Origin of the sequence: Anaeromyxobacter paludicola, from assembly GCF_023169965.1 — a bacterium.
Lineage (GTDB): Bacteria > Myxococcota > Myxococcia > Myxococcales > Anaeromyxobacteraceae > Anaeromyxobacter_B > Anaeromyxobacter_B paludicola.
On sequence record NZ_AP025592.1, the window covers coordinates 1,698,293 to 1,721,745 of the forward strand.

General features: G+C 74.6%; 23 protein-coding genes. 18 read left to right on the forward strand and 5 right to left on the reverse strand.

The window, feature by feature from the left end; genetic code table 11:
- Positions 1-14: 14 nt before the first annotated feature.
- The 9 genes from AMPC_RS07985 to AMPC_RS08025 are packed head-to-tail and all read left to right on the forward strand — an operon-like array spanning position 15 to position 8,344.
- The gene (locus tag AMPC_RS07985) at positions 15-743 is read left to right on the forward strand and encodes a phosphoadenylyl-sulfate reductase (RefSeq protein ID WP_248345619.1); all 729 of its coding nucleotides are present in this window, start codon (positions 15-17) and stop codon (positions 741-743) included.
- A 7-nt stretch (positions 744-750) separates the two neighbouring features.
- The gene (gene cysC, locus AMPC_RS07990; protein WP_248345620.1) at positions 751-1,335 is read left to right on the forward strand and encodes an adenylyl-sulfate kinase; all 585 of its coding nucleotides are present in this window, start codon (positions 751-753) and stop codon (positions 1,333-1,335) included.
- A complete protein-coding gene (locus AMPC_RS07995) occupies positions 1,332-1,973 on the forward strand; it encodes a precorrin-2 dehydrogenase/sirohydrochlorin ferrochelatase family protein (RefSeq protein ID WP_248345621.1) in 642 nt (213 codons plus the stop codon). The genes cysC and AMPC_RS07995 overlap by 4 nt, the downstream gene beginning before the upstream one ends.
- On the forward strand, positions 1,970-2,734 hold the full coding sequence (gene cobA, locus AMPC_RS08000) for a uroporphyrinogen-III C-methyltransferase (protein ID WP_248345622.1): 765 nt from the start codon (positions 1,970-1,972) through the stop codon (positions 2,732-2,734). Before AMPC_RS07995 ends, cobA begins: the two co-directional genes overlap by 4 nt.
- Positions 2,731-4,530: a nitrite/sulfite reductase gene (locus tag AMPC_RS08005; RefSeq protein ID WP_248345623.1), complete on the forward strand. Its 1,800-nt coding sequence runs from the start codon at positions 2,731-2,733 to the stop codon at positions 4,528-4,530. Before cobA ends, AMPC_RS08005 begins: the two co-directional genes overlap by 4 nt.
- The gene (locus tag AMPC_RS08010) at positions 4,530-5,591 is read left to right on the forward strand and encodes a sulfate ABC transporter substrate-binding protein (RefSeq protein WP_318654320.1); all 1,062 of its coding nucleotides are present in this window, start codon (positions 4,530-4,532) and stop codon (positions 5,589-5,591) included. The genes AMPC_RS08005 and AMPC_RS08010 overlap by 1 nt, the downstream gene beginning before the upstream one ends.
- A 3-nt stretch (positions 5,592-5,594) precedes the next feature.
- Positions 5,595-6,425: a sulfate ABC transporter permease subunit CysT gene (gene cysT / locus AMPC_RS08015; RefSeq protein ID WP_248345624.1), complete on the forward strand. Its 831-nt coding sequence runs from the start codon at positions 5,595-5,597 to the stop codon at positions 6,423-6,425.
- A 3-nt stretch (positions 6,426-6,428) separates the two neighbouring features.
- Positions 6,429-7,268, forward strand: a complete 840-nt coding sequence (gene cysW / locus AMPC_RS08020) for a sulfate ABC transporter permease subunit CysW (RefSeq protein ID WP_248345625.1) — start codon at positions 6,429-6,431, stop codon at positions 7,266-7,268.
- Complete coding sequence (locus AMPC_RS08025) at positions 7,265-8,344, forward strand: sulfate/molybdate ABC transporter ATP-binding protein (protein WP_248345626.1); 1,080 nt, start codon at positions 7,265-7,267, stop codon at positions 8,342-8,344. Before cysW ends, AMPC_RS08025 begins: the two co-directional genes overlap by 4 nt.
- An 88-nt stretch (positions 8,345-8,432) precedes the next feature.
- Here the strand turns inward: AMPC_RS08025 and cysK are convergent, their stop codons facing one another.
- Positions 8,433-9,383, reverse strand: coding sequence for a cysteine synthase A (gene cysK, locus AMPC_RS08030; RefSeq protein WP_248345627.1), 951 nt, complete (start codon positions 9,381-9,383; stop codon positions 8,433-8,435).
- A gap of 281 nt (positions 9,384-9,664) precedes the next feature.
- On the opposite strand from cysK, the gene AMPC_RS08035 reads away from it, so the two are divergent.
- The 8 genes from AMPC_RS08035 to AMPC_RS08070 all read left to right on the forward strand — a co-directional run bounded on the left by AMPC_RS08035 (position 9,665) and on the right by AMPC_RS08070 (position 18,843).
- On the forward strand, positions 9,665-10,969 hold the full coding sequence (locus AMPC_RS08035) for a two-component system sensor histidine kinase NtrB (RefSeq protein WP_248345628.1): 1,305 nt from the start codon (positions 9,665-9,667) through the stop codon (positions 10,967-10,969).
- Positions 10,970-12,349 carry a sigma-54-dependent transcriptional regulator gene (locus AMPC_RS08040; RefSeq protein ID WP_248345629.1) on the forward strand — a complete coding sequence of 460 codons (1,380 nt, stop codon included), beginning with the start codon at positions 10,970-10,972 and terminating at the stop codon, positions 12,347-12,349.
- A gap of 217 nt (positions 12,350-12,566) precedes the next feature.
- Positions 12,567-13,028 carry a cytochrome c nitrite reductase small subunit gene (nrfH, locus tag AMPC_RS08045; protein ID WP_248345630.1) on the forward strand — a complete coding sequence of 154 codons (462 nt, stop codon included), beginning with the start codon at positions 12,567-12,569 and terminating at the stop codon, positions 13,026-13,028.
- A 17-nt stretch (positions 13,029-13,045) separates the two neighbouring features.
- The gene (locus AMPC_RS08050) at positions 13,046-14,533 is read left to right on the forward strand and encodes an ammonia-forming cytochrome c nitrite reductase subunit c552 (RefSeq protein ID WP_248345631.1); all 1,488 of its coding nucleotides are present in this window, start codon (positions 13,046-13,048) and stop codon (positions 14,531-14,533) included.
- Between the two features lie 19 nt (positions 14,534-14,552).
- Complete coding sequence (locus tag AMPC_RS08055) at positions 14,553-14,951, forward strand: cytochrome c3 family protein (protein ID WP_248345632.1); 399 nt, start codon at positions 14,553-14,555, stop codon at positions 14,949-14,951.
- A gap of 14 nt (positions 14,952-14,965) precedes the next feature.
- Positions 14,966-17,230, forward strand: a complete 2,265-nt coding sequence (locus tag AMPC_RS08060) for a molybdopterin oxidoreductase family protein (protein WP_248345633.1) — start codon at positions 14,966-14,968, stop codon at positions 17,228-17,230.
- A 1-nt stretch (position 17,231) separates the two neighbouring features.
- Positions 17,232-17,471 carry a hypothetical protein gene (locus tag AMPC_RS08065; RefSeq protein WP_248345634.1) on the forward strand — a complete coding sequence of 80 codons (240 nt, stop codon included), beginning with the start codon at positions 17,232-17,234 and terminating at the stop codon, positions 17,469-17,471.
- A gap of 106 nt (positions 17,472-17,577) precedes the next feature.
- On the forward strand, positions 17,578-18,843 hold the full coding sequence (locus AMPC_RS08070; RefSeq protein WP_248345635.1) for a multiheme c-type cytochrome: 1,266 nt from the start codon (positions 17,578-17,580) through the stop codon (positions 18,841-18,843).
- 16 nt (positions 18,844-18,859) lie between these two features.
- Here the strand turns inward: AMPC_RS08070 and AMPC_RS08075 are convergent, their stop codons facing one another.
- Genes AMPC_RS08075 through AMPC_RS08085 form a run of 3 tightly spaced genes read right to left on the reverse strand, consistent with a single transcriptional unit; the run spans position 18,860 to position 22,241 of the window.
- The gene (locus AMPC_RS08075; RefSeq protein WP_248345636.1) at positions 18,860-20,032 is read right to left on the reverse strand and encodes a phosphopentomutase; all 1,173 of its coding nucleotides are present in this window, start codon (positions 20,030-20,032) and stop codon (positions 18,860-18,862) included.
- A gap of 55 nt (positions 20,033-20,087) precedes the next feature.
- Positions 20,088-20,792, reverse strand: a complete 705-nt coding sequence (deoC, locus tag AMPC_RS08080; RefSeq protein ID WP_248345637.1) for a deoxyribose-phosphate aldolase — start codon at positions 20,790-20,792, stop codon at positions 20,088-20,090.
- Between the two features lie 9 nt (positions 20,793-20,801).
- Complete coding sequence (locus tag AMPC_RS08085; RefSeq protein WP_248345638.1) at positions 20,802-22,241, reverse strand: zinc-ribbon domain-containing protein; 1,440 nt, start codon at positions 22,239-22,241, stop codon at positions 20,802-20,804.
- Between the two features lie 104 nt (positions 22,242-22,345).
- On the opposite strand from AMPC_RS08085, the gene AMPC_RS08090 reads away from it, so the two are divergent.
- Complete coding sequence (locus AMPC_RS08090) at positions 22,346-23,221, forward strand: ComEC/Rec2 family competence protein (protein ID WP_248345639.1); 876 nt, start codon at positions 22,346-22,348, stop codon at positions 23,219-23,221.
- Positions 23,222-23,231: 10 nt separating this feature from the next.
- Here the strand turns inward: AMPC_RS08090 and AMPC_RS08095 are convergent, their stop codons facing one another.
- Entirely contained in the window at positions 23,232-23,417 is a 186-nt protein-coding gene (locus AMPC_RS08095; protein WP_248345640.1) for a DUF3006 domain-containing protein, read from the reverse strand.
- Positions 23,418-23,453: the final 36 nt, after the last annotated feature.

A 23,453-nucleotide genomic window follows, 5' to 3' on the forward strand; every position in this document is an offset into this window, starting at 1 on the left:
GTCCGTTATATTGGATGTTCGTCCGTTACGAGATCTGCCCCGCCATGACCTCCGACCTCTCCGCTCTCGAAGGCGCGCCCCCCGAGGAGATCCTCGCCGAGGCCGCGCGCCGCTGGCCGCGCCTCGCCTTCGCCACCGGGTTCGGCCCCGAGGGCTGCGTGCTGGTGGACGTGATCGCCCGCCACCGGCTGCCGATCGACATCTTCACCCTCGACACCGGGGTGCTCTTCCCCGAGACCTACGAGCTCTGGCGCGCCCTGGAGCGGCGCTACGGCCTCGGCATCCGGGCGGTCCGGCCGGCCTTCTCGCTCGAGGAGGCGCGGACGGTGTACGCCCAGCTCTGGGAGCGCGAGCCGGACCGCTGCTGCCAGGCCCGCAAGGTGCTGCCGCTCCGCGGCGCGCTCGCCGGGCTCGACGCCTGGGTGACCGCCATCCGCCGCGACCAGACGCCGGAGCGCGCGAGCGCCGCGGTGGCCGAGCCGGATCCGAAGTTCGGCCTGGTGAAGGTGAACCCCCTCGTGCGCTGGACGAGCGCCGACGTCTGGGCGCACGTGGCGCGCCACGGCGTGCCGGTGAACCCGCTCCACGCCCAGGGCTACCCCTCCATCGGCTGCGCCCCCTGCACCACCCCGGTCGCGCCGGACGAGGACCCCCGCGCCGGCCGCTGGCGCGGCCGCGAGAAGACCGAGTGCGGGCTGCACGGCCGCTTCACCGGTGGCCGCCCCGCCGGCCCGAACGCCTGAGGACGCCATGAGCCCTCCTTCCTCCCGCGCCGCCCGCGGCGGCTTCGTGCTCTGGTTCACCGGCCTCTCCGGGGCCGGCAAGAGCACCCTCTCGCGCGCCGTCGCGCCCGCGCTCGGCGCCGACCGTCACGTCGAGATCCTCGACGGCGACGAGGTGCGCACCCACCTCTCGCGCGGGCTCGGCTTCTCGCGCGAGGACCGCGACGTGAACGTGCGGCGCATCGGCTTCGTCGCCCGGCTGCTGGCGCGCGCCGGCGCCGCCGCGGTCACCGCCGCCATCTCGCCCTACCGCGAGACCCGGGACGAGGTGCGCCAGGCCTGCGAGGCCGAGGGCATCCCCTTCGTGGAGGTGCACGTGCAGGCCCGGCTGGAGACGCTGGTCGCGCGGGACGTGAAGGGGCTCTACGCCCGGGCGCTCGCGGGCGAGCTCCCGCACTTCACCGGGGTGTCCGATCCCTACGAGCCGCCCCTCACGCCGGAGGTGGCGGTCTCGTCCGACGCCGACGAGGTGGCGCGGTCGGCCGAGGCGGTGCTGGCGCACCTGCGGGCCCGCGGCCTGCTCGGCCCGCGGCCGGAGGCGCGGGCCTCGTGAGCGCCGCGGCCCGCACCGACGCCGGGGCGCCGGCCCCGGAGCCCTTCCCCGCCTTCCTGAAGCTCGCCGGCCGCGAGGTGCTGGTGGTCGGTGGCGGCAAGGTCGCCGCCGGCAAGGTGGACGCGCTCCTCGCGGCCGGCGCCCGGGTGCGGCTCGTCGCCCCGGAGCTCCGGCCCGAGCTCGAGCGCGACGGCGTCGAGCGGCTCCGCCGCCCCTTCGAGCCGCGCGACCTCGACGGCGCCTGGCTGGCGGTGGCCGCGGCCACCCCCGAGGTGAACCGCGAGGTGTCCCGCTGCGCCGAGGCCCGCCGCGTGTTCGTGAACGCGGTGGACGATCCGTCCAACGCCAGCGTCTACCTGGGCGGCGTGGTGCGGCGCGACGGCGTGACCGTGGCCGTCTCCACCGGCGGCCGCGCCCCGGCCCTGGCCGGGCTCCTGCGCGAGGCGCTCGAGGCGCTGCTGCCTTCCGATCTCTCCCGCTGGACCGCCGAGGCGGGCCGGCTGCGCGACCTGTGGCGCCGCCCCGGCGCGCCGCCGCTGGCCGAGCGCCGGCCGCTCCTGCTCGAGGCCCTGAACCGGCTCTACGCTCCCCGCCGCGACGAGGCGGCTCCCCCCGCAGCCCCCGAGGTGCACCCGTGAACGGCTTCGTCTCCCTGGTGGGCGCCGGCCCCGGCGACCCCGAGCTCCTGACCCTCAAGGCGGCCCGCCGCCTCGCCGAGGCCGACCTCGTGCTCTACGACGCGCTGGTGAGCGGCGAGGTGCTGCGGCACGCGGCGCGCGCGCACTGCTTCTTCGTCGGCAAGCGCGCCGGCGCGCTCGGCGTGCGCCAGGAGGCGATCCACCGGATGATGGTGGACGCGGCCCGGGCCGGGAAGCGGGTGGTGCGGCTCAAGTGCGGCGATCCCTTCGTGCTCGGCCGCGGCGGCGAGGAGGCGATCGCCCTCGCGGAGGCCGGCGTGCCGCACGAGGTGGTGCCCGGCGTGAGCTCCGCGCTGGCGGCCCCGGCGCTGGCCGGCATCCCCCTCACCCAGCGCGGGCTGGCCTCCGGGTTCGCGGTCCTCTCCGGCCACGGCCCCGAGGCCTGGCGCCCCATCCTCGACGGCCTGGCCCCGGGGACGCTCAGCCTGGTGGTGCTGATGGGGCTCGGCGCCCGCGCCGAGCTGGCCGCGGCCCTGCTCGGCCGCGGCTGGAGCCCGAGCACGCCGGCCGCCCTGCTGTTCGCGGCCAGCACCCCCCGCGCCCGCGCCTGGACCGGCACCCTGGCCGGGCTGGCGTCCGCGCCCGCCGACGCGTCGGACGGCGCGCCGGCCACCCTGGTGGTGGGGGAGGTGGTCTCGCTCGCCGCCGCCACCGGGCTCTCCCCATCGCAGGCCGCCGCCGCGGCCGGGAAGGTCGCATGAGCGCCTCGCACCCCCGCCCCGGGTTCTCCCACCCCTCCGACCTCGCCTCCTTCCTGGAGATGCTCGGGAGGTTCGAGCGGGGCGAGATCGGCGCCGACGCCTGGCGCGCCTTCCGGCTGCTCCGCGGGAACTACCCGCAGCGCCAGGGCGGCGAGGAGAACATGCTGCGGGTGAAGCTGCCGCAGGGCATCGCCACGGCCGGCCAGCTGCGCGCGCTCGCCGAGGTGGCCGAGCGCCACTCGCGCGCCTTCGCCCACGTCACCACCCGGGAGAACGTGCAGTTCCACTTCGTGCAGTCGGCCGAGCTGCCGGCCGCGCTCACGCGCCTGGCCGAGGCCGGGCTCACCACCGTCGAGGCCTGCGGGAACGCGGTGCGCAACGTGGTCGGCTGCCCCTTCGCCGGCGTGGCCGCGGACGAGCCGTTCGACCCCACCCCGTACGCCGAGGCGGTGTCGCGCCACTTCCTGCGCCACCCGCTCAGCTCCACCCTGCCCCGCAAGTTCAAGATCGCCTTCGAGGGGTGCAGCGAGGACCACGTGCTCACCCCCATCCACGACCTCGGCTTCCGTGCACGGGTGGAGGGCGGCCGGCGCGGGTTCGCGGTGACCGCCGCCGGCGGCACCGCCACCCTCTGCGCGGCGGGGCAGCCGCTCACGCCGTTCCTGCCGGCGGGCGAGGTACTCGACCTGGTGGAGGCGGTGCTGCGCGTCTTCCACCGGCTCGGCGACCGGCAGAACCGGAAGAAGAACCGGATGAAGTTCCTCGTGCGGCAGCTCGGCTGGGAGCGGTTCCAGGCCGAGGTCGCGGCCGAGCGGGAGCGGGTGCGCGCCGAGGGCGGCGCCCGCCTCCCCTTCGACGCCGAGGCCGCGCCCGAGGAGCGCGCGCCGGAGGGGCGCGCCCCGGCGCCGTCGCCCGCCGAGGTGGCCGCGCTCGCGACCGCCGGCTCGCTCACCGGCCCGGGCCTGCACCCGCGCGTGAGCCCCACGCTCGATCCGGGCGCCGCAGCCTTCGAGGCCTGGCGCGCCAGCAACGTCCGGCCGCAGCGGCAGCCGGGGCTCGCGGCGGTGACCGCGCTCCTGCCGCTCGGCGACGCGACCTCGGGCCAGCTCCGCGCCCTGGCGCTGCTCGCCGAGGCCTACGGCGACGGGACGGTCCGCTTCACCCGCACGCAGGACGCGGTGCTGCGCTGGGTGCCGGAGGAGGCGCTGGTGGGGCTCTACCTCCGGCTCGCCGCCGCCGGCCTCGGCCTCGCGGGCGCGGGCACCGCGGCCGACGTGGTGGCCTGCCCCGGCGCCGAGACCTGCCGGCTCGCGGTGACGCAGTCGCGCGGCGTGGCGCGGCTCGTGGAGGACCACCTGCGCGCCCGCCCGGCGCTCGCCGCCGCCGCGCCCGGGCTCGAGGTGAACGTGAGCGGCTGCCCGAACGGCTGCAGCCAGCACCACGTCGCCGGCATCGGCCTGCAGGGGAGCGCGCGCAAGCTCGAGGGCGGGGCGGTGCCGCAGTACTTCCTCCTCGTGGGCGGCGGGGTGGTGGGCGGCGAGGCGCGCTTCGGCCGGCTCGCCGCCAAGATCCCTGCGCGCCGGGTGCCGGCCGCCGTGGAGCGGCTCATCGGGCTCTACCAGGCCGAGCGCGAGGCCGGGGAGAGCGCGCCCGCCTTCCTGGCGCGGGTGGAGGTGGCGCGGGTGAAGGCGCTGCTGCGGGACCTGGAAGCGATCGACGCCGCGAGCGCCCGGCCCGAGGACTACGTCGATCCGGGAGACGACCGGCCGTTCCGGCCTGGGGAGGAGACCACGTGATGAGGACGATCTTCGGAGGAGAGAGGCGGACCGGGAGCTGGCCCCGGCCGCGCGAGCTGCTCATCCTGTCGGCGCTGCTGGCGCTCGGGGCGGTCGGGAGCGGGGCCCTCCCGCGCCGCGCCGACGCGGCCGCCGCGCCCGTGCAGCTCCTCAACGTCTCCTACGACCCGACCCGCGAGCTCTACGAGCAGGTGAACGCGGCCTTCGCGAGGAGCTGGAAGCAGCGCACCGGCCAGGAGGTCACGATCAAGCAGTCCCACGGCGGCTCCGGCAAGCAGGCCCGCGCCGTGCTCGACGGGCTGCAGGCCGACGTGGTGACGCTGGCGCTCGCCTACGACGTGGACGCCATCGCCAGGGCCGGCCTCGCGCCGGCCGACTGGCAGCGGCGGCTCCCGCACAACGCCGCGCCCTACACCTCGACCATCGTCTTCCTGGTGCGCCAGGGGAACCCCAAGGCGATCAAGGACTGGCCCGACCTCGTGAAGCCGGGCGTCTCGGTCATCACCCCCTCGCCCAAGACCTCGGGCGGCGCCCGCTGGAACTACCTCGCCGCCTGGGGCTGGGCCGCGCAGCGCGGGGGCGACGCCGCCGCCCGTGACTACGTGAAGCGGCTCTACAAGAACGTGCCGGTGCTCGACTCCGGCGCCCGCGGCGCCACCACCACCTTCGTGGAGCGCGGGATCGGCGACGTGCTCATCGCCTGGGAGAACGAGGCGCTGCTCGCCGTCGAGAAGCTCGGGCCGGGCAAGCTCGAGGTGGTGGTGCCGTCCGCGTCGATCCTGGCCGAGCCGCCGGTGTCGGTGGTGGACAAGGTGGTGGACCGGCGCGGCACGCGCGCCGCGGCCCAGGCCTACCTCGAGTTCCTCTACACGGAGGAGGGGCAGGAGATCGCGGCCCGGAACCATTACCGGCCCCGCAGCGCCGAGGCGGCGAGGCGCCACCCCTTCCCCAAGGTGACCCTCTTCACCATCGACCAGGCCTTCGGCGGCTGGCAGAAGGCGCAGGCCGCCCACTTCAACGACGGCGGGATCTTCGACCAGATCTACGCCCCCGGGAGCTAGCCGGTGGGCGACGCGCGGCGCGGCATCCTGCCCGGGTTCGGGCTCTCCACCGGCGTGACCCTCTTCTGGCTCGGCCTGGTGGTGCTCCTGCCGCTCTCCACCCTCGGGCTCGAGACCGCCCGCCTCGGCCCGGCCCAGCTCTGGGCGGTGGTCACGAGCCCGCGCGCGCTCGCGTCGTACCGGCTCTCCCTCCTCGCCTCGCTCGGCGCCGCCGCCGTCAACGCGGTCTTCGGGTTCCTGGTGGCCTGGGTGCTCGTCCGCTACCGGTTCCCGGGCAAGGCGCTCGTGGACGCGCTGGTGGACCTCCCCTTCGCCCTGCCGACGGCGGTGAGCGGCATCGCCCTCACCGCGGTCTACTCGAGCAACGGCTGGATGGGGCGGCTCCTCGAGCCCCTGGGGGTGAAGGTGGCCTTCTCGCGGCTGGGGGTGCTGGTGGCGCTCACCTTCATCGGGCTGCCGTTCGTGATCCGGACCGTGGAGCCGGTGCTGGCCGACCTGGAGCGCGACGTGGAGGAGGCGGCGGCGCTGCTCGGCGCGAGCCGGGGCCAGGTGTTCCTCCGCGTGCTCCTGCCGGCGGCGCTCCCGGCCACGCTCACCGGCTTCGCCCTCGCCTTCGCGCGGGCGCTCGGCGAGTACGGCTCGGTGGTCTTCATCTCCGGCAACATGCCCATGAGGACCGAGATCACGCCGCTCCTCATCATGACCCGGCTCGAGCAGTTCGACTACGCCGGCGCGACCGCCCTGGCGTCGGTGATGCTCGGCGCCTCGCTCCTCCTCCTCTTCGCGGTGAACCGGCTGCAGCGGCTCACGCGGGCCCGCGCCGGGATGGTCTAGCGGATGACCCCCACCACCGACCCGGCCTGGGTCCGCCACGGGCTCACCGCGCTGGCGCTCGCGTTCCTGGCCCTCTTCATCGGGCTGCCGGTGGCCGCGGTGCTCTCGGAGGCCCTCTCCAAGGGCGCGGGGCTCTACCTCGCGGCGCTGCGCGACGCCGACGCGGTCGCGGCCGTGAAGCTGACCCTCCTCGCCGCCGCCATCGCCGTGCCGCTCAACGCGCTCTTCGGGCTCGCCGCGGCCTGGTCGGTCACCCGCTTCCGGTACCGCGGCAAGGACCTGCTCCTCTCGCTCATCGACCTGCCCTTCGGCGTCTCGCCGGTCATCGCCGGGATGGTCATGGTGCTGCTCTTCGGCTCGCACGGCCTCCTCGGCCCCTGGCTCGTGGCGCACGACCTCCAGGTGATCTTCGCCGTCCCCGGCATCGTGCTCGCGACGGTGTTCGTCACCTTCCCCTTCGTGGCCCGCGAGCTCATCCCCTTCATGGAGGCGCAGGGCACCGAGGAGGAGGAGGCCGCGCTGACGCTGGGGGCGAGCGGCTGGCAGATCCTCACCCGCGTCACCCTGCCCAACGTGAAGTGGAGCCTGCTCTACGGCCTCGTGCTCTGCAACGCGCGGGCGATGGGCGAGTTCGGCGCGGTGTCGGTGGTCTCCGGCCACGTCCGCGGGGTGACCAACACCGTGCCGCTGCAGGTCGAGATCCTCTACGACGAGTACAACTTCGCCGCCGCCTTCGCCGTCGCCTCGCTGCTCCTCCTGCTCGCCCTGGTGACGCTCGCGGCGAAGCAGCTCCTGGAGTGGAAGGCCGGCCTGCGCGGCGCGGGGCACGGGAGCAGGTCGTGAGCATCGAGATCCGGGGCCTGAGCAAGTCCTTCGGCGCCTTCCAGGCGCTGCGCGGGGTGGACCTCACCGTCGCGAGCGGCGAGCTGACCGCCCTGCTCGGCCCCTCCGGCTGCGGCAAGACCACGCTCTTGCGCATCGTGGCCGGGCTCGAGACGCCCGACGAGGGCGAGGTGCGCCACCACGGCGAGCCGGTGCAGGACGCGAGCCCCCGCGAGCGCAACGTGGGGCTGGTCTTCCAGCACTACGCCCTCTTCCGCCACCTCACCGTCTTCGAGAACGTCGCCTTCGCGCTCCGGGTGCGCAAGCGGCCGCGCGCCGAGGTGGAGGCGCGGGTGCGGGAGCTCGTGGAGCTGGTGCAGCTCTCGGGGCTCGAGGACCGGCGCCCGGCGCAGCTCTCCGGCGGCCAGCGGCAGCGGGTGGCGCTGGCGCGGGCGCTCGCGACGCGGCCCAAGGTGCTGCTCCTCGACGAGCCCTTCGGCGCCCTCGACGCCCGGGTGCGCCAGGAGCTGCGCCGCTGGCTCCGCCGGCTGCACGACGAGATCCACGTGACCACCCTCTTCGTCACCCACGACCAGGAGGAGGCGTTCGAGGTCTCGGACCGGGTGGTGCTGATGAACCGCGGGCGGGTGGAGCAGGTGGGCACGCCGCGCCAGGTCTTCGAGGAGCCGGCGAGCCCGTTCGTGATGCAGTTCCTGGGCTCGGTGAACGCCTTCCAGGCACGGGTGGTGGGCGGCCGGGCGCGGGTGGGCGGGCTCGAGTTCGAGGCGCCGCCGCGCGAGGGCGGCTGGCCGGAGCGGCACCCGGCCCAGCTCTTCGTGCGCCCCCACGAGCTCGAGGTGTACCGGACCCCCGGCCCGGAGAGCTTCCCGGCCGAGGTGCTGCGGGTGACGCCGCTCGGCGGCACGGTCCGGGTCGAGCTCTCGGCGACGGCCGTGGAGGGCCCGCTCGAGGCGGAGCTGGACGCGCGGCGCGCCGAGGCGCTGGCGCTCGAGCCGGGCGATCGGGTCTACGCCGCGCCGCGGCGGCTGCGGCTGTTCACGGAGCCCCCGGACAGCCTCACCGCGAGCGCGCTCTGATCGCGGCCGCGGCCGCGCTCGCCCGGGGAGGTCGCGGGGGAGCGGGCGGAGCCCGGGGCGCGAGCGCCGCCGGGCTCCGCGTCCTCGCCTACTTCTGGGTCGGCTGCGCCGCCGGCGCCTCCTCGAAGAGCCAGGTCGAGAGGTAGCGCTCGCCGGTGTCGGGCAGCACCACCACGATGAGCTTGCCCTGGCTCTCCGGCCGCTTCGCCACCTCGAGCGCCGCCCAGAGGGCGCCGCCGCAGCTGATGCCGGAGAGGATCCCCTCCTCCTTGCAGAGGCGGCGGGCCAGCGCGCCGGCGTCCTCGTTCTTCACGACGATGGTCTCGTCGATGAGGTCGGTGCGGAGGACCTTGGGGATGAACCCCGGGCCCCAGCCCTGGATCTTGTGCGGCCCGGGCTTGCCGCCGGAGATGACGGGGGAGTCGGCCGGCTCGGCGGCGATGATCTTCACCGACGGCTTGCGCGCCTTGATCACCTCGGCCACGCCGGTGATGGTGCCGCCGGTGCCGGTGCCGCCGACGAAGACGTCGATCTTGCCGTCGGTGTCGCGCCAGATCTCCTCGGCGGTGGTCCGGCGGTGGATGTCGGGGTTGGCCGGGTTGTCGAACTGCTGGAGGACGAGGTAGCGCGGGTCCTCGGCCGCCATCTGGTTGGCCCTGGCGATGGCGCCCTTCATCCCCTCGGCGCCGGGCGTGAGCACGAGCCTGGCGCCGAGCGCGGTGAGGAGCTTGCGCCGCTCCATGCTCATGGTGTCGGGCATGGTGACGACGAACGGGTAGCCGCGCGAGGCGGCGGCGAAGGCGATGCCGATGCCGGTGTTGCCGCTGGTCGGCTCGAGCAGGATGGTGTCGGGCTTGATCTTCCCGTCGCGCTCCGCCGCCTCGATCATCGCCACGCCGATGCGGTCCTTCACGCTCGAGCAGGGGTTGAACGACTCGAGCTTGGCGACCACCGTGCCCGGCAGTCCCTTGCCGAGCCGCGGCAGCCGCACCAGCGGCGTGTTTCCGATGAGCTTCGTGACGTCGTCGGCGATCCGCATCTGCAGGCTCCGTGTTGGACCCCGTCGTGCGCGCCGGCACGATGCCGGCGGGAGGCGGGGCCCGATGGCGGCCCGGGGTCCTTAACGGCCCCCGGCCAGCCGGGCAATCCGTCATGACGGAGTGGCGTCGGCCACTGCCGTGCAGCGGTTTTGGGGAGCTTGGATCCGCCTCGTCCGTTTTACAAGACTATTTTCCGTCTTAAAGGATGGACGCCCCGTCCCGGCCGGCCGCCCGCCCGCCGGCCCTTCCGCGCCGGACGGGCCCCGGGTAGGCTCCGCGCATGTCGAGCGCCCCCGGCACCGCCCTGCGCAACGCCGTGCTGGTGATCCTGATCGCCGCGCTGGGCGCCATCGTCTCCGGGCTCTGGCTCCTCCACTCGCACGACCTCATCGCCCGCGGCGCCCTCCTCATCGCCCTCGGCTTCGCCGCTTGCGCGGCGGCGCTCCTCCTGCTGCTCCGGCGGGTGGCGGCCGCCCTGGAGCGGGCGCAGGCGGCCGAGGCCGATCGCGGCGCCGCCGCCACCCGCCTGCAGGCCATCATCGACTCCATGGCCGACGGCGTGATCTTCGTGGACGCCCAGGACCGGGTGGCGCTCGTGAACGAGGCCGGGCGCGTCCTGCGGAACCTGAAGGACGGCCCGGGGCGCTCGGTGAAGGACTGCCACCCCCAGGCCACCTACGGGATGCTCGACCGGGTCCTCACCTGGTTCCGGGAGGGCACCGACACCGGACCGGCCCACTCGATCATCAAGGAGAAGGAGGGGCGGTACGAGACCACCTACGCCCCGGTGCGGGCGCCCGACGGCGAGTACCTCGGCATCGTCATGGTCATCCGCGACATCGCCGACCGGCGCAGCCTCGAGCGGCGGCTGCTCGACGCCGAGCGGCTCGGGGCGGTGGGGCAGATGTCGGCCCAGGTGGCGCACGAGCTGCGCAACCCGCTCAACGCCATCGACGGCGCCGCGCAGTACCTCCGGCGCGTGCTCGCCGGCTCGCCCGAGGTGGAGGAGTACGGCGCGCTCATCGCCGAGGAGGTCCAGCGGGTGAACCGGTTCGTGGGCGACCTGCTGCACGTGGCCCGCCCGGCCAACCCGAGCTTCGGCCCGGCGGCGCTCAACCGGGTGGCCACCGAGGCGGCGCGGAGCGCGGCGCTGGCGCGAGGGCTCGAGGCCGACGCGGTCCGGCTCGACCTCGCCCGCGGGCTCCCCCCGCTCGACCTCGACAGCGCCATGGTGCAGGAGGCGATCGTGAACCTGCTCCAGAACGCCTTCGAGGCCGGCGGCGCCTCGCCGCCGGAGCTCGTCACCCGCTTCGAGGCGTCGGGCGGCGAGGGCGAGGTGGTGCTCGAGGTGCTCGATCGCGGCGGCGGCATCCCGCCCGAGCAGCTCGACGAGGTCACGCGCCCCTTCGTCACCACCAAGGCCCGCGGCACCGGCCTCGGGCTCGTCATCGTCGGCCGCGCCGTCGAGCAGCACCGGGCCCACTTCGCGCTCGCGGCGCGCGAGGGCGGCGGCACGGTGGCCCGGATCCGCTTCCCGGTGCGCACGGCCCGCGAGCGCGCCGCCGCGGCGGCGGAGGTGGCCTAGGTGGGCGACTTGGTCCTCCTCGCCGACGACGACCCGGGCACGCGCAAGGTGGCGCGCGCCAACCTCTCCCTCGAGGGGTTCGAGGTGCTCCCCGCCTCCTGCGGCGCCGAGGCCCTCTCGCGGCTGGCGGAGTCCGACCCGCTGGCGATGGTCTCCGACCTCAAGATGCCCGACATGGACGGCATCGCGCTCATGGACCGGGTCCACGCGCTCCGGCCCGGGCTGCCGGTGGTGCTCGTCACCGCCCACGCCACCGTGGAGACCGCGGTGCAGGCGATGCGGCGGGGCGCGCTCCACTACCTCACGAAGCCGATCCGCTACGACGAGCTCGCCCTGGTGCTGCGCCACGCCGTGGCCACGGAGCGGACGCGGCGCGACGTGCTCCGGCTGCGCGGCGAGCTCGAGCGGGCCGCCGGCTTCGACGAGATGGTCGGCGCCTCGGCGGAGATGCAGCAGGTGCTCGCGCTCGTCGAGCAGGTGGCGCCGGCCTCGGCCACCGTGCTCCTCCGCGGCGAGACCGGCACCGGCAAGGAGCTCGTGGCCCGCGCCCTCCACCGCCGCTCCCCCCGGCGCGACCGGCCCTTCGTGGCGCTCAACTGCTCCGCGGTGCCCCAGGCGCTCATGGAGAGCGAGCTCTTCGGGCACGAGAAGGGGGCCTTCACCGGCGCCGAGGCCCGGCGGGTGGGGCGCTTCGAGCAGGCCGACGGCTCGACCCTCTTCCTCGACGAGGTGGGCGAGCTCGACCTCGCGGTGCAGGCCAAGCTCCTGCGCGTGCTCCAGGAGCGCGAGCTCCACCGCGTCGGCTCGACCGCGCCGGTGCGGGTGGACGTCCGCATCGTCGCCGCCACCAACCGCGACCTCGAGGCGATGGTGCGCGAGGGGAGCTTCCGCGAGGACCTCTACTACCGGCTCAACGTGATCCCCATCCGTCTCCCGGCGCTCCGCGAGCGGCCGGGGGACCTGCCCGCGCTCATGGCCCACTTCCTCGGCGACTTCGCCCGGCGCTACGGGCGCGAGCCGACCCCGGCGCCGCCCGAGGTGCTCGCCGCGGCGCGGGAGCACACCTGGCCCGGCAACGTCCGCGAGCTGCGCAACCTCTGCGAGCGGGCCGTGGTGATGGGCTGGAGCGCCGTCGCCCCCATGCTCGGCCCCGTCGCGCGGCCGCCCCCGCCCTCCGCCGCGGCGCTGGTGGACTTCGGGCTGCCGCTCCTCGAGGCGCGGCAGCGGCTGGTCGAGCGGTTCGAGCGCGAGTACCTGTCGCGGCTGCTCGAGCGGCACCACGGGAAGGTGGGCGAGGTGGCGCGCGCGGCCGGCATCGCCGAGCGCAACCTGTACGAGAAGATGAAGCAGTACGGGATGAGCCGGGAGGACTACCGGTAGGCACTCCGCACGGGCGAGCCCGACCGGCGCTCCACCTCCTCCGGGTTCGGACCCGCGCATCCGAACCGGCCGGATGCGTCCATCCGAAGGCGCCCCACCTCCCCGGGGTCACGCCCCGACTTCCGCGCACTTGCGCCCGGCCCGGCGCTGGCCCCGCTCTTGCTCTTCGCCTGCCTGCCTGGCGCGACGCACCGCGCCCCGCTCGAGGAGCTCAACCATGCCGGCCGGCCTCACCGCCATCTCCGCCCCCGCCCTGCTCGCCACCGCGGCGCTCGGCCTCGCGGCGGGCGTGGGCGGGTACGCCTTCGTCTACGCGAAGGGCTACTCGTACCTGACCAACGACCCCGCCGCCTGCGCCAACTGCCACGTGATGCAGGGCTACTACGACACCTGGCGGCAGTCCCCGCACCACGCCGCCGCGGGCTGCAACGACTGCCACACCCCCGCCGGGAAGGTCGCGAAGTACGTGGTGAAGGCCGAGAACGGCTTCCACCACTCGCTGGCCTTCACGGTCGGGAACTTCCCCGACCAGATCAAGGCGCGCCCCTCCAGCCGCGAGGTGGTGAACGGGCAGTGCCAGCACTGCCACGCCGAGATCACGCACGACATGACCGACTTCGGCAAGGACGAGGCCGTCGACTGCGTCCGCTGCCACGCTTCCGTGGGCCACCTCCGGTAGCCCGAAGGAGAACGAAGATGATCGAGACCCCGAAGAAGTCCTCCGCGCGCCCGGCCCTGCTCGTCGCGCTCGCCGCAGCCTTCGCCGTCATCGCGGTGCTGGTGGTGGCGCTGGTCGCCAACGTCGCCGAGCACAAGCGGGAGGCGAAGGTCCCCACCGTCCGCGTGGTGGAGCTCACCGAGGAGACCGACGACCCGGCGCTCTGGGGCAAGAACTTCCCCCAGGAGTACGACCAGTACAAGAAGACCGCCGAGATGACGCCCACCCGCTTCGGCGGCAGCGAGGCGGTCCCGCGCGTCCCGACCTCCGACGATCCGCGCGAGAAGGTGTCGCGCTCCAAGATCGACGCCGACCCGCGCCTCAAGACCATGTGGGCCGGCTACGCCTTCGCCGCCGACTTCCGCGAGCGGCGCGGCCACATGTACGTCCTCGAGGACCAGCTCTACACGAAGCGGCAGCAGGTGGTGAAGCAGCCCGGCACCTGTGCCCAGTGCCACGCCTCGACCTGGGTCGCCTACCGCAAGCTCGGCGACGGCGACCTCATCAAGGGCTTCGAGAAGATGAACCAGATGCCCTACTCCGAGGCGAAGAACCTCCTCAAGCACCCGGTGGCCTGCATCGACTGCCACGAGCCGAAGACCATGGCGCTGCGCGTGACGAAGCCCGGCTTCCTCGAGGGCATCAAGGCGCTCAAGGCCTCGCAGGGCGTGCCCAACTACGACCCGAACACCATGGCCACGCGGCAGGAGATGCGGGCGTTCGTCTGCGGCCAGTGCCACGTCGAGTACTACTTCAAGGGGCCCGAGAAGCGGCTCGTCTACCCCTGGGCGAAGGGGCTCAAGATCGACGACATCATGAGCTACTACGACGAGATCAAGTTCAAGGACTGGACGCACAAGGAGACCGGCGCCCAGGTCCTCAAGGCCCAGCACCCCGAGTTCGAGACCTGGAACCAGGGCATCCACGCCCGCTCCGGCGTGACCTGCGTCGACTGCCACATGCCGTACATGCGCGTCGGCGGCACCAAGATGGCCGACCACCACGTCCGCAGCCCGCTGCTCAACGTGAACCGCGCCTGCCAGCAGTGCCACAAGTGGTCGGACGCCGAGCTCAAGGACCGGGTCGAGACCATCCAGCTCCGCTTCAAGAAGCTGCGCGACCAGGCGATGGACTCGCTCGTGGCCCTCATCGGCGACCTGAAGGCGGCCAAGGAGGCCGGCAAGTCGGACGCCGAGCTCGCCACCGCCCGCTACCTGCAGCGCCGGGCCCAGTTCTACCTGGACTTCGTCGAGGCCGAGAACTCGGCCGGCTTCCACGCGCCGGACGAGCAGGTCCGCGTGCTCGGCGAGTCGATCAACTACTCGCGCCAGGGCCAGATCGCGCTCCGCGATCCGAGCTTCAAGCCGACGGTCGCCGTGGTGGACATCCCGGCGACGCCGCCGGCCCCGGCCCCGGGCGCGCCCGCGGTGGTCCCGGCCTCCGCCCCCGCCCCGGCCGCCCACTAGCGTGAAGGAGGGCCCGACGATGCGCACCCGCTCCGCGTTCGCAGTCCTGCTCGCAGCCGCCCTCGTCGGGCCCGCCCTCCCGGGCGCGTCCGCCGCCGCCGCCCCGCCCGCCCGCCACCCCGAGGTGGCGGTGGGCGGCGCCGAGACCTGCGCCTCCTGCCACGCCGAGGTCACCCCCGCGGCGGCCAGGGCCTGGCGGGAGAGCCGGCACGGCCTCGACCAGGTGAAGTGCTTCGCCTGCCACGGCTCGACCGGCGCCGACTTCCGCCGCCACCCCGAGCCGGCGCGCTGCCAGGCCTGCCACGCCCGCGAGGTGGACTCGGTGACGCAGGCCGGGGCGACCCGCGACTGCTTCGCCTGCCACCCCTCGCACGCGCTCCTGCCCGCCAAGGGCAAGAGCCCTCACGTGAAGAAGTAGCGAAGGAGCGTCCCGTGACCATCTCCCGGCGAGACTTCCTCAAGACCACCGCCGCCGCCTCCGCGCTGGCCGCCCTCGGCAAGCCGGGGACCGCCCTCGCCTCCCCGGCGGGCACCACCTGGGTGAAGAGCGTCTGCCGCTACTGCGGCACCGGCTGCGGCCTGTACGTCGGCGTCGAGGGCGGCAAGGTGACCGCCGTCCGCGGCGACGCCCAGGACCACAACGCCGGCTTCCTCTGCGTGAAGGGCGCCGCCCTCCCCCAGATCATGGGCGCGAAGGACCGGCACCTCCACCCGCTCGTGCGCAGGGGCGACAAGCTCGTGCGCGCCAGCTGGGAGGAGGCGATGGGGCTCGTCGCCTCGCGCTTCCAGGAGACCATCCAGAAGTTCGGCCCGGACGCGGTCGGCTTCTACGGCTCGGGCCAGGGGCTCACCGAGGAGACCTACGTCGCCAACAAGCTGTTCAAGGCCGGGATCCGGACCAACAACGTGGACGGCAACCCGCGCCTCTGCATGGCGAGCGCGACCGCCGGCTACGTCGGCACCTACGGCAAGGACGAGCCGATGGGGTGCTACGAGGACCTCGACCACGCCGACGTCTTCTTCATCACCGGGTCGAACACCGCCGAGTGCCACCCGGTGCTCTTCCGCCGCATCGTCCGGCGCAAGGAGCGCGGCCAGGACGTGAAGGTGATCGTCCTCGACCCGCGCCGCACCGCCACCTCGCGCATCGCCGACCTGCACCTCTCCTGCACGCCCGGCACCGACCTCGCCATCTTCAACGCCATGGCGCACGTGCTCTTCGCCGAGGGGCTCGTGGACCGCGACTTCATCCGGGACCACGTCGCCTTCGGCGAGGGGACCGAGGTGAACCGCGCCCTCGCCGACTACGAGAAGTTCCTCCAGTCCTGGACGCCGGCCGAGGCGGCGCGCCTCGCCGGCTGCAAGGCCGAGGACATCGTCACCGCGGCCCGGTGGTTCGGCGCCAGGGGGCGCAAGACCACCTCGCTCTGGACCATGGGGCTGAACCAGCGCAGCCGCGGCACCTGGGCCAACCAGCTCGTCCACAACCTGCACCTCGTCACCGGCAAGATCGGCGAGCCCGGCTCGACGCCGCTCTCGCTCACCGGCCAGCCGAACGCCTGCGGCGGCGTCCGCGACGGCGGCGCCCTCTCGCACCTGCTCCCCTACGGCCGCCTCGTCGCCAACGACCAGCACCGGGCGCAGATGGAGAAGCTCTGGAACGTGCCGGCGGGCACGCTCCAGCCCAAGCCGGGGCTCGCCACCGTGGACCTGTTCCGGGCCATGGAGGAGGGCAAGCTCAAGGCGCTCTACGTGATGTGCACCAACCCGGGCCAGTCGCTCCCGAGCCTCGAGCGCTACCGGAAGGCGATGCGGAAGGAGGGCGCGTTCCTCGTGGTCTCGGAGGCCTTCCACCCGACCCGCACCTCCGAGCTCGCCGACGTGGTGCTGCCGGCGGCGCTCTGGGCCGAGAAGGAGGGGGTCTACGGCTGCACCGAGCGGCGCTACCACCTGCTCGAGCAGGCGGTGAAGCCGGCCGGCGAGGCCCGCCCCGACTTCCAGATCCTCTGCGACCTCGCCCGCCGCCTCGGGCACGCCGGGCTCGTCCCCTTCAAGACCCCTGCCGAGGCCTGGGACGAGATCCTCACCCTCTGCAAGGGCACGCCCTACGACTTCACCGGCATGACCCGCGCCGCGCTGAAGGAGTCGCACGGCCTGCTCTGGCCCCTCCCCTCCCCCGGCCACCCCGGCACGAAGCGGCGCTACGTGAGGGGCGACGACCCGTTCGTCCCGGCCGACCACCCGCAGCGGCTCAAGTTCTACGGCCGCCCCGACGGCAAGGCGGTGGTCTGGCTCCGCCCCTACCAGCCGCCGGCCGAGGTGGTGGACGCGGACTACCCCCTCTGGTTCAACACCGGCCGCGTCCTCGAGCACTGGCACACCGGCACCATGACCCGGAACTGCGCCGAGCTGCGGCAGTCCCAGGCCGAGGCGGTCGCCGAGCTGCACCCGGAGGACGCGAAGCGGCTCGGCGTCGGCCCCGGCGATCAGGTGAAGGTGACCTCGCGCCGCGGCGCCGAGACCTTCCAGGTCTCCGTCGTGGAGGGCCAGCGCCCCGGCTCGGTCTTCGCGCACATGCACGACGACCAGCGGCTCTGCAACCGGATCACCGTGGACGCGGTGGACCCGGTGTCGAAGGAGCCGGAGTTCAAGATCTGCGCGGTCAAGGTGGAGAAGGTCTCCGCCCGGAAGGCCTGACGTGGTCGTCGCCGGCGTCGTCATCGAGACCGTGGAGGGGGCCGCGGCGCGCGTCTCGGCCCGCCTCCTCCAGGTCCCCGGCCTCGAGCTGCAGGGCGGCGACGGCGCGCGCCGCCTCGCCGCCGTGGTCACCGCCGAGGACGCCGAGGCCGTCGAGGCGCTCGGGCGCGCCCTCCTCGAGCGCGACGAGGAGATCCTGGGCGTGTTCCCCACCTACGTCGGGAGCGACGCCGAGCCCTGAGTGAGGGCCCGGCCCGACCCCAAGCGAGCGCGGCCGCCCGCCGGCCGGCGCGAGAAGCTGTCCGCAGCACCCCCGCACCACCCACGCACCACGACACGGAGGCTCCATGAGTCCGATGTTCCGCGCCGCGATCGCGGCCGTCGCCGTCCTCTCGGCTGGCCCGGCCCTCGCGGCCGACGCCGCCAAGGGCTGCGTCGATTGCCACCAGAAGCACACCCCCACCATCGTCTCCGACTGGAAGCTCTCGCGGCACTCGGAGCTCGGCATCGGCTGCGACACCTGCCACGGGACCGGCCACTCCTCCGCCGCCGACGTCGCCAAGGTGAAGATCCCGAACCCCGACACCTGCGCGCAGTGCCACGAGGCCCAGGTGAAGCAGTTCAAGGGCTCGAAGCACGCCTTCGCCTGGGCGGCGATGAAGGCCATGCCGACCTTCCACTACCAGCCGATGGCGCTCATGGAAGGGCAGAAGGGCTGCGGCGGCTGCCACAAGCTCGGGCTCAAGAGCGATCAGGAGGTGAAGGACGTGAAGAAGGCCGGCGGCGCCGCCAACGCCTTCGGCCTCGCCTCCTGCGACGCCTGCCACACCCGCCACACCTTCTCGAAGAAGGAGGCGCAGCAGCCCCAGGCCTGCCAGACCTGCCACATGGGCTTCGACCACCCGCAGTGGGAGATGTACTCGGCCTCCAAGCACGGCGTGCGGCAGGATCTCAAGAGCCGCGGCGTGCTCCCCAAGGACGCCGGCGCGCCCACCTGCCAGACCTGCCACATGCAGCACGGCGACCACGGCGTGACCACCGGCTGGGGCTTCCTCGCGGTGCGCCTGCCGATGCCGGAGGACAAGCAGTGGGCCGCCGACCGGGCCACCATCCTCCAGGGGCTCGGCGTGCTCGACCCCGAGGGCAAGCCGACCGCCCGGCTCGAGGTGGTGAAGGCGGCGCAGGTGGCGCGGCTCGACGCCAGGAGCTTCGACGACCAGCGCGCCAAGATGCTCGCCACCTGCAACCAGTGCCACTCGAGGAACTTCGCCGACTCCGAGCTCAAGAAGGGCGACCAGATGATCAAGGAGGCCGACCACCTCATGGCGGAGGGCATCCGCACGGTGGCCGCGCTCTACAAGGACGGCGTGCTCCCGAAGCCCAAGGACTACGCCTACGCCTTCCCCGACCTCCTCACCTTCCACGACGCGCCGACGGTGGTGGAGCAGAAGCTCTTCGTGATGTTCCTCGAGCACCGCATGCGCACGTTCCAGGGGTCGTTCCACAACAACCCCGACTACGCGCTCTGGTACGGGTGGAGCGAGATGGTGCGCGACCTCGCCGAGATCAAGGCCGGGGCGGCGGAGCTCCGGGAGAAGGCGAAGCACAAGTAGCGCTTCGCCTGGAGCGTCAGGTCGCCGCGGTGATCTGAGGAAGGAAGCTCGTGCCCACCTGCGCCGGGACGCCGAAGAACCCGGCGCAGGTGGCGCCGAGATCGCTGAACGAAGCGCGCACGCCGAGCGAGCCGCCGCGCCCGCCGGCGTGCACCAGCAGCGGCACGTGCTCGCGGGTGTGGTCGGTTCCCGCGTGGGTGGGATCGCAGCCGTGGTCCGCGGTGAGGGCGAGGACGTCGCCGGGCCGCAGCCGGGCGAGGAGCCGGGGCAGCGCCGCGTCGAGCTCCGAGAGCGCCCGCGCGTAGCCCCGCACGTCGCGGCGGTGGCCGTAGAGCATGTCGAAGTCCACCAGGTTCACGAAGAGCAGCCCTCGCTCCAGGGTCCCGAGGAGCGCCTCGGTGCGCGCGAGCCCGTCGGCGTTGCCGCTCGTGTGGACCTCCTCCGAGATCCCCTGCCGGTCGTAGATGTCGGGGATCTTGCCCACGCCCACCACCGGCACCCCGGCGTCGCGCAGGTCCTGGAGCACGGTCCGGCCGGGCGCCGGGAGCGAGAAGTCCTTGCGGTCGTAGGTGCGGGTGTACTTCCCGGGCGTCCCCACGAACGGCCGGGCGATGACGCGCGCCACCCGCAGCGGATCGAGCTGCCGGCGGGCGATCTCGCACCAGCGGTAGAGCGTCTCGAGCGGCACCGTGCCGGTGTGCGCCGCCACCTGGAAGACCGAGTCGGCCGAGGTGTAGACGATGGGCTTGCCGGTCCGCTGGTGCTCCTCCCCGAGCCGCTGGATGATCTCCGTCCCGCTCGCCACCTCGTTGCCGAGCACCCCGGGCGCGCCGGTCTCGGCGAGCCAGGCGCGCAGGAGGTCGTCGGGGAAGCCCCTCGGGAAGAGCGCCAGCGGCTCCTCGAGGATCACGCCCATCATCTCCCAGTGGCCGGTGGTGGTGTCCTTGCCGGGCGATCGCTCCGCCATCTTCCCGTGGAAGCCGGCCGGGGACGGATCGGGCGGGACGCCCGCCACCTCGAGCACGTTCCCGAGCCCGAGCCGTCCCAGGTTCGGGAGCGAGATCCCGCCGAGGGCCCGGGCGACGTGCCCGAGGGTGTTCGAGCCCTCGTCGCCGTAGCGGGCGGCGTCGGGGAGCGCGCCGCACCCGGCGCTGTCGGCCACGAGGATGACGAAGCGGCGCTGGTCCATGAGCGGATCATAAGCCGGGCCGGCGCTCGAGGCGCGCCGGAAGCGCGCTTCCGGCTCAGAACGCGGCGGCGGTGACGATGGCCACCGACGCGCTCGCGCCGACGCGGCTCGCGCCGGCCTCGACCATGGCCCGGGCCTGCGCGGCGGTCCGGATCCCGCCCGAGGCCTTCACGCCCAGGCGATCCCCCACCACCTCCCGCAGGAGCGCCACGTCCTCCGCCGTGGCGCCGCCCGGGCCGTACCCGGTGGAGGTCTTCACGAAGGCGGCCCCCGCCGCCGCGCAGAGCGCCGCGGCGGCCACCTTCTCCTCGCGGGTGAGCGCGGCGGTCTCCAGGATCACCTTCACCGGGACCGGCACCGCCCTCACCACGGCTTCGAGATCGAGGAGGACCGCCCGGTGATCCCGGGCCCGGAGCAGCCCGAGGGCGAGCACCAGGTCCACCTCGCGCGCGCCGGCGGCCACCACCCGGCGGGCCTCGGCGACGCGCTCGGCGGTGGCGGCCTCGCCGCGGTGGAAGTCCACCACGGCGATGGGGAGCACCGGGCTCCCCTCGAGCAGCTCCGCCGCCCGGGCGACGTGGCCGCCGCGCACGCAGACCGTGGCGAAGCCGTGGGCGCGGGCCTCGGCGCAGGCGCGCGCCACGTCCTCCGGCGTGGCGTCCTCGCGCAGGAGCGTGTGGTCGATGAGCGGCGCGAGGTCCCGGGGCGCGCGGATGGCGCCGGCGGGGAGGCGGGCGAGCCCGGGAACGGGAGCGGTCACGCGGTGCACCTAACGGCGGAGCAGCACCGGCACCCGCACCCGGACCACGTCGCCCTCGAAGGGCTGCACCGGCGTGCGGGCCACCACGCCCTTGAGGCAGCCGCCGAGCTCGGAGGCGTTGAGCGGCGCGTCCTCGAAGGTGGGGTACAGGATCTTGCCGGCCGGGTTCACGGTGGCGATGACCACCGCGGTGGCGGGGACGTCGAGCGACGCGTCCTTGGCGAGCCCCGAGGCGACGCAGGCGTCGATGGCGCGCTGGCTCCGGGCGAGCGCGCGCGTGACGGCCGCCTGATCGGGCCGCGGCCCGATGGTGGTCGGGACGGGCGCCGCCACGGCGGCAGCCTCGCTCGCGGGCGGGGCCGCCGGCTTCTTCGGGGCGGTCGGCTGTGGCGCCGGCGCCGGGGTGGCCGCGGCGCGCGCGATCGCCCTGGGGGCCTCGACCGCCGGCTTTGCCGGGCGCGGCTCTGCCTTGGCCGACCGGGCGGGCTCCGGCTCCGGCTTGCGCGGGAGCTCGCCGGCCGGCAGCGCCCGCTCCGGGGCGGCCGGCGCGACCGGCGCCGCGGCGCGCGGCTCGGGCGAGGGCGCGGGCCTGGCCGCCTGGGGCTCGGCCGTCGTCGCCCGGGGCGGAGCGGCCGCCGGGGCCGGCTCCGGGTTCGCCGGCGCGGAGGCCACCTGGGCGGGAGCGGACGAAGAGGAGGTGCGGTTCAAGGCGAGGTAGCCCCCCGCTCCGACCACCACGACGGCGGCGGCCGCGGCGAAGAGCTTGCCCGCGCCGCCCTTCCTGGGCGGCGGCGCGGTCCGCTCGGCCGGCCGCGCCACCTGCGCGGGCGCCGTGGCCGGGACCTTCGGCGAGGGCGGAGGCAGCGGCAGGTCGAGCGACGGCGTCTTCTCGTTCTCGTCGTCGAGCTTGAGGTCGATGTAGCCGCTCGTCTCGCGCCCGGCGAACGGGTCGAAGGACTGGCGCCCGGGCTCGACGCCGTTGGCCCCCGGCGCGAAGGGATCCGAGGGCGGCGGCGCGAGCGGCTCGCTCGCGGGCGCGGCCGGCTCGCTCACGGGGACGACCGGCTCACTCGCGGGCGCGGCCGGCTCGGGCGCGGCCGCGATCGGGAGCGGCGCCGGCGTGGGGGTGCGGACCTCCGCCACGCTGCCCAGGTCGGCCGTCAGATCGGTGAAGCTCTCGGTCGGCTCGGGACCGCTGGAAGGCTCGCCATCGGCCGGAGCTCCGCCCGACGCCAGCCCCGGTTCGAGCCCGGCCGCGGCCGCCCCGGCCGAGGCGGCGGCGTCCCCGCCGTCCGGCTGGCCCGGTTGCTGCTGTGGCGTTCCCTTCGAGGACTTGCCACGCACCAGGATGACGTGCCCGCACTGCTTGCACCTCATCTTGAAAGTGCGCCCCTCCACCTTGGCGTCGGCCACGTAGGCGCGCCCGCACTTTTCGCAAGAAAATCTCACGGCTGCGATCCTACGCAGCAACCATCCGGGGTGGCAAGACAACTGTGCGCCGAGGTGGGAGCGCCGCGTCGCGCCCGGTCCCGGAAGGCAGTAGGATCGCCGTCTTGACCCTCTCCGCCCGACCGCTCGCCCTCCTGGCCCTGGCCCTGTACGCGCTCCTCGCCACCCCCGCCAGGGCCGCCGGGCGGCTCGAGGTCACCTTCCTCTCGGTAGGCCAGGGGGACTCGGCTTTCGTGGTCACCCCTTCCGGCCGGACCGTGCTCGTGGACGCCGGACCGCCCGAGTCGGCGCGCCGGCTCGAGGGCTACCTCCGGGCGCGGCTGCGCGGGCCCATCGACGCCGTGGTGGCGACCCACCCCCACGCCGACCACATCGGCGGGATGCCGGCCGCGCTCTCGATCTTCGGCGCCCGCCACTTCTACGACCCGGTCCTCGACCACCCCTCCCCGCTCCTCGATCGCGTCTACCGGATCGTCGCCGCCCGGACCCGGGCCGGCGAGATGACCGCCCACCGGGTCCGCGCCGGCGAGACCGCCCCGCTCGACCTCGGCGACGGGGTGCGGCTCACGTTCCTCGCTCCCTCCGACCCGCTCATCACGCGGAGCCGGTCCGACGTGAACGCCAACTCGATCGTCTTCCGGCTCGACTACGGCGAGGTCTCGTTCCTGTTCGAGGGCGACGCCGAGCCGGCGACGGAGGAGCGGCTGCTCCGCGCCGACCGGAGGAGGCTCCGGGCGCAGGTGCTCAAGGTGGCGCACCACGGGAGCCGTTACGGCTCGAAGGCGGCGCTGCTCCGGGCGGTGCGCCCCGAGGTGGCGGTGGTGAGCTGCGGGCGCGACAACGACTACGGCCACCCGCACCCGGCCGCGCTGCGGCGGCTCGAGCGCGCCGGCGCCCGGGTGTACCGGACCGACCTCGACGGCGACGTGGTGGTCCGGACCGACGGGCGACGGGTCGAGGTGAGCGCGGGCGGGCGCTGAGCCCGGCGGCTCAGCTCCGCTTCCAGTCGATGTCCGGCGCCGGCGCCGGGCGGCGCTTCAGCTTCTTCGCGGAGAGCTCGACGGAGTCGCCCTCCCGCGTGCCCGCCGGGAGGAGCGCGGCGGGCAGGCTCCACTGCCGCTCGCCGATGAGGAGCACCGCCACCTCGCCCTCGATCCGGTCCACGAACGCTTCCACGGTATCCCCCTCCCGCCCGGCCCGCGCCGGGCGACC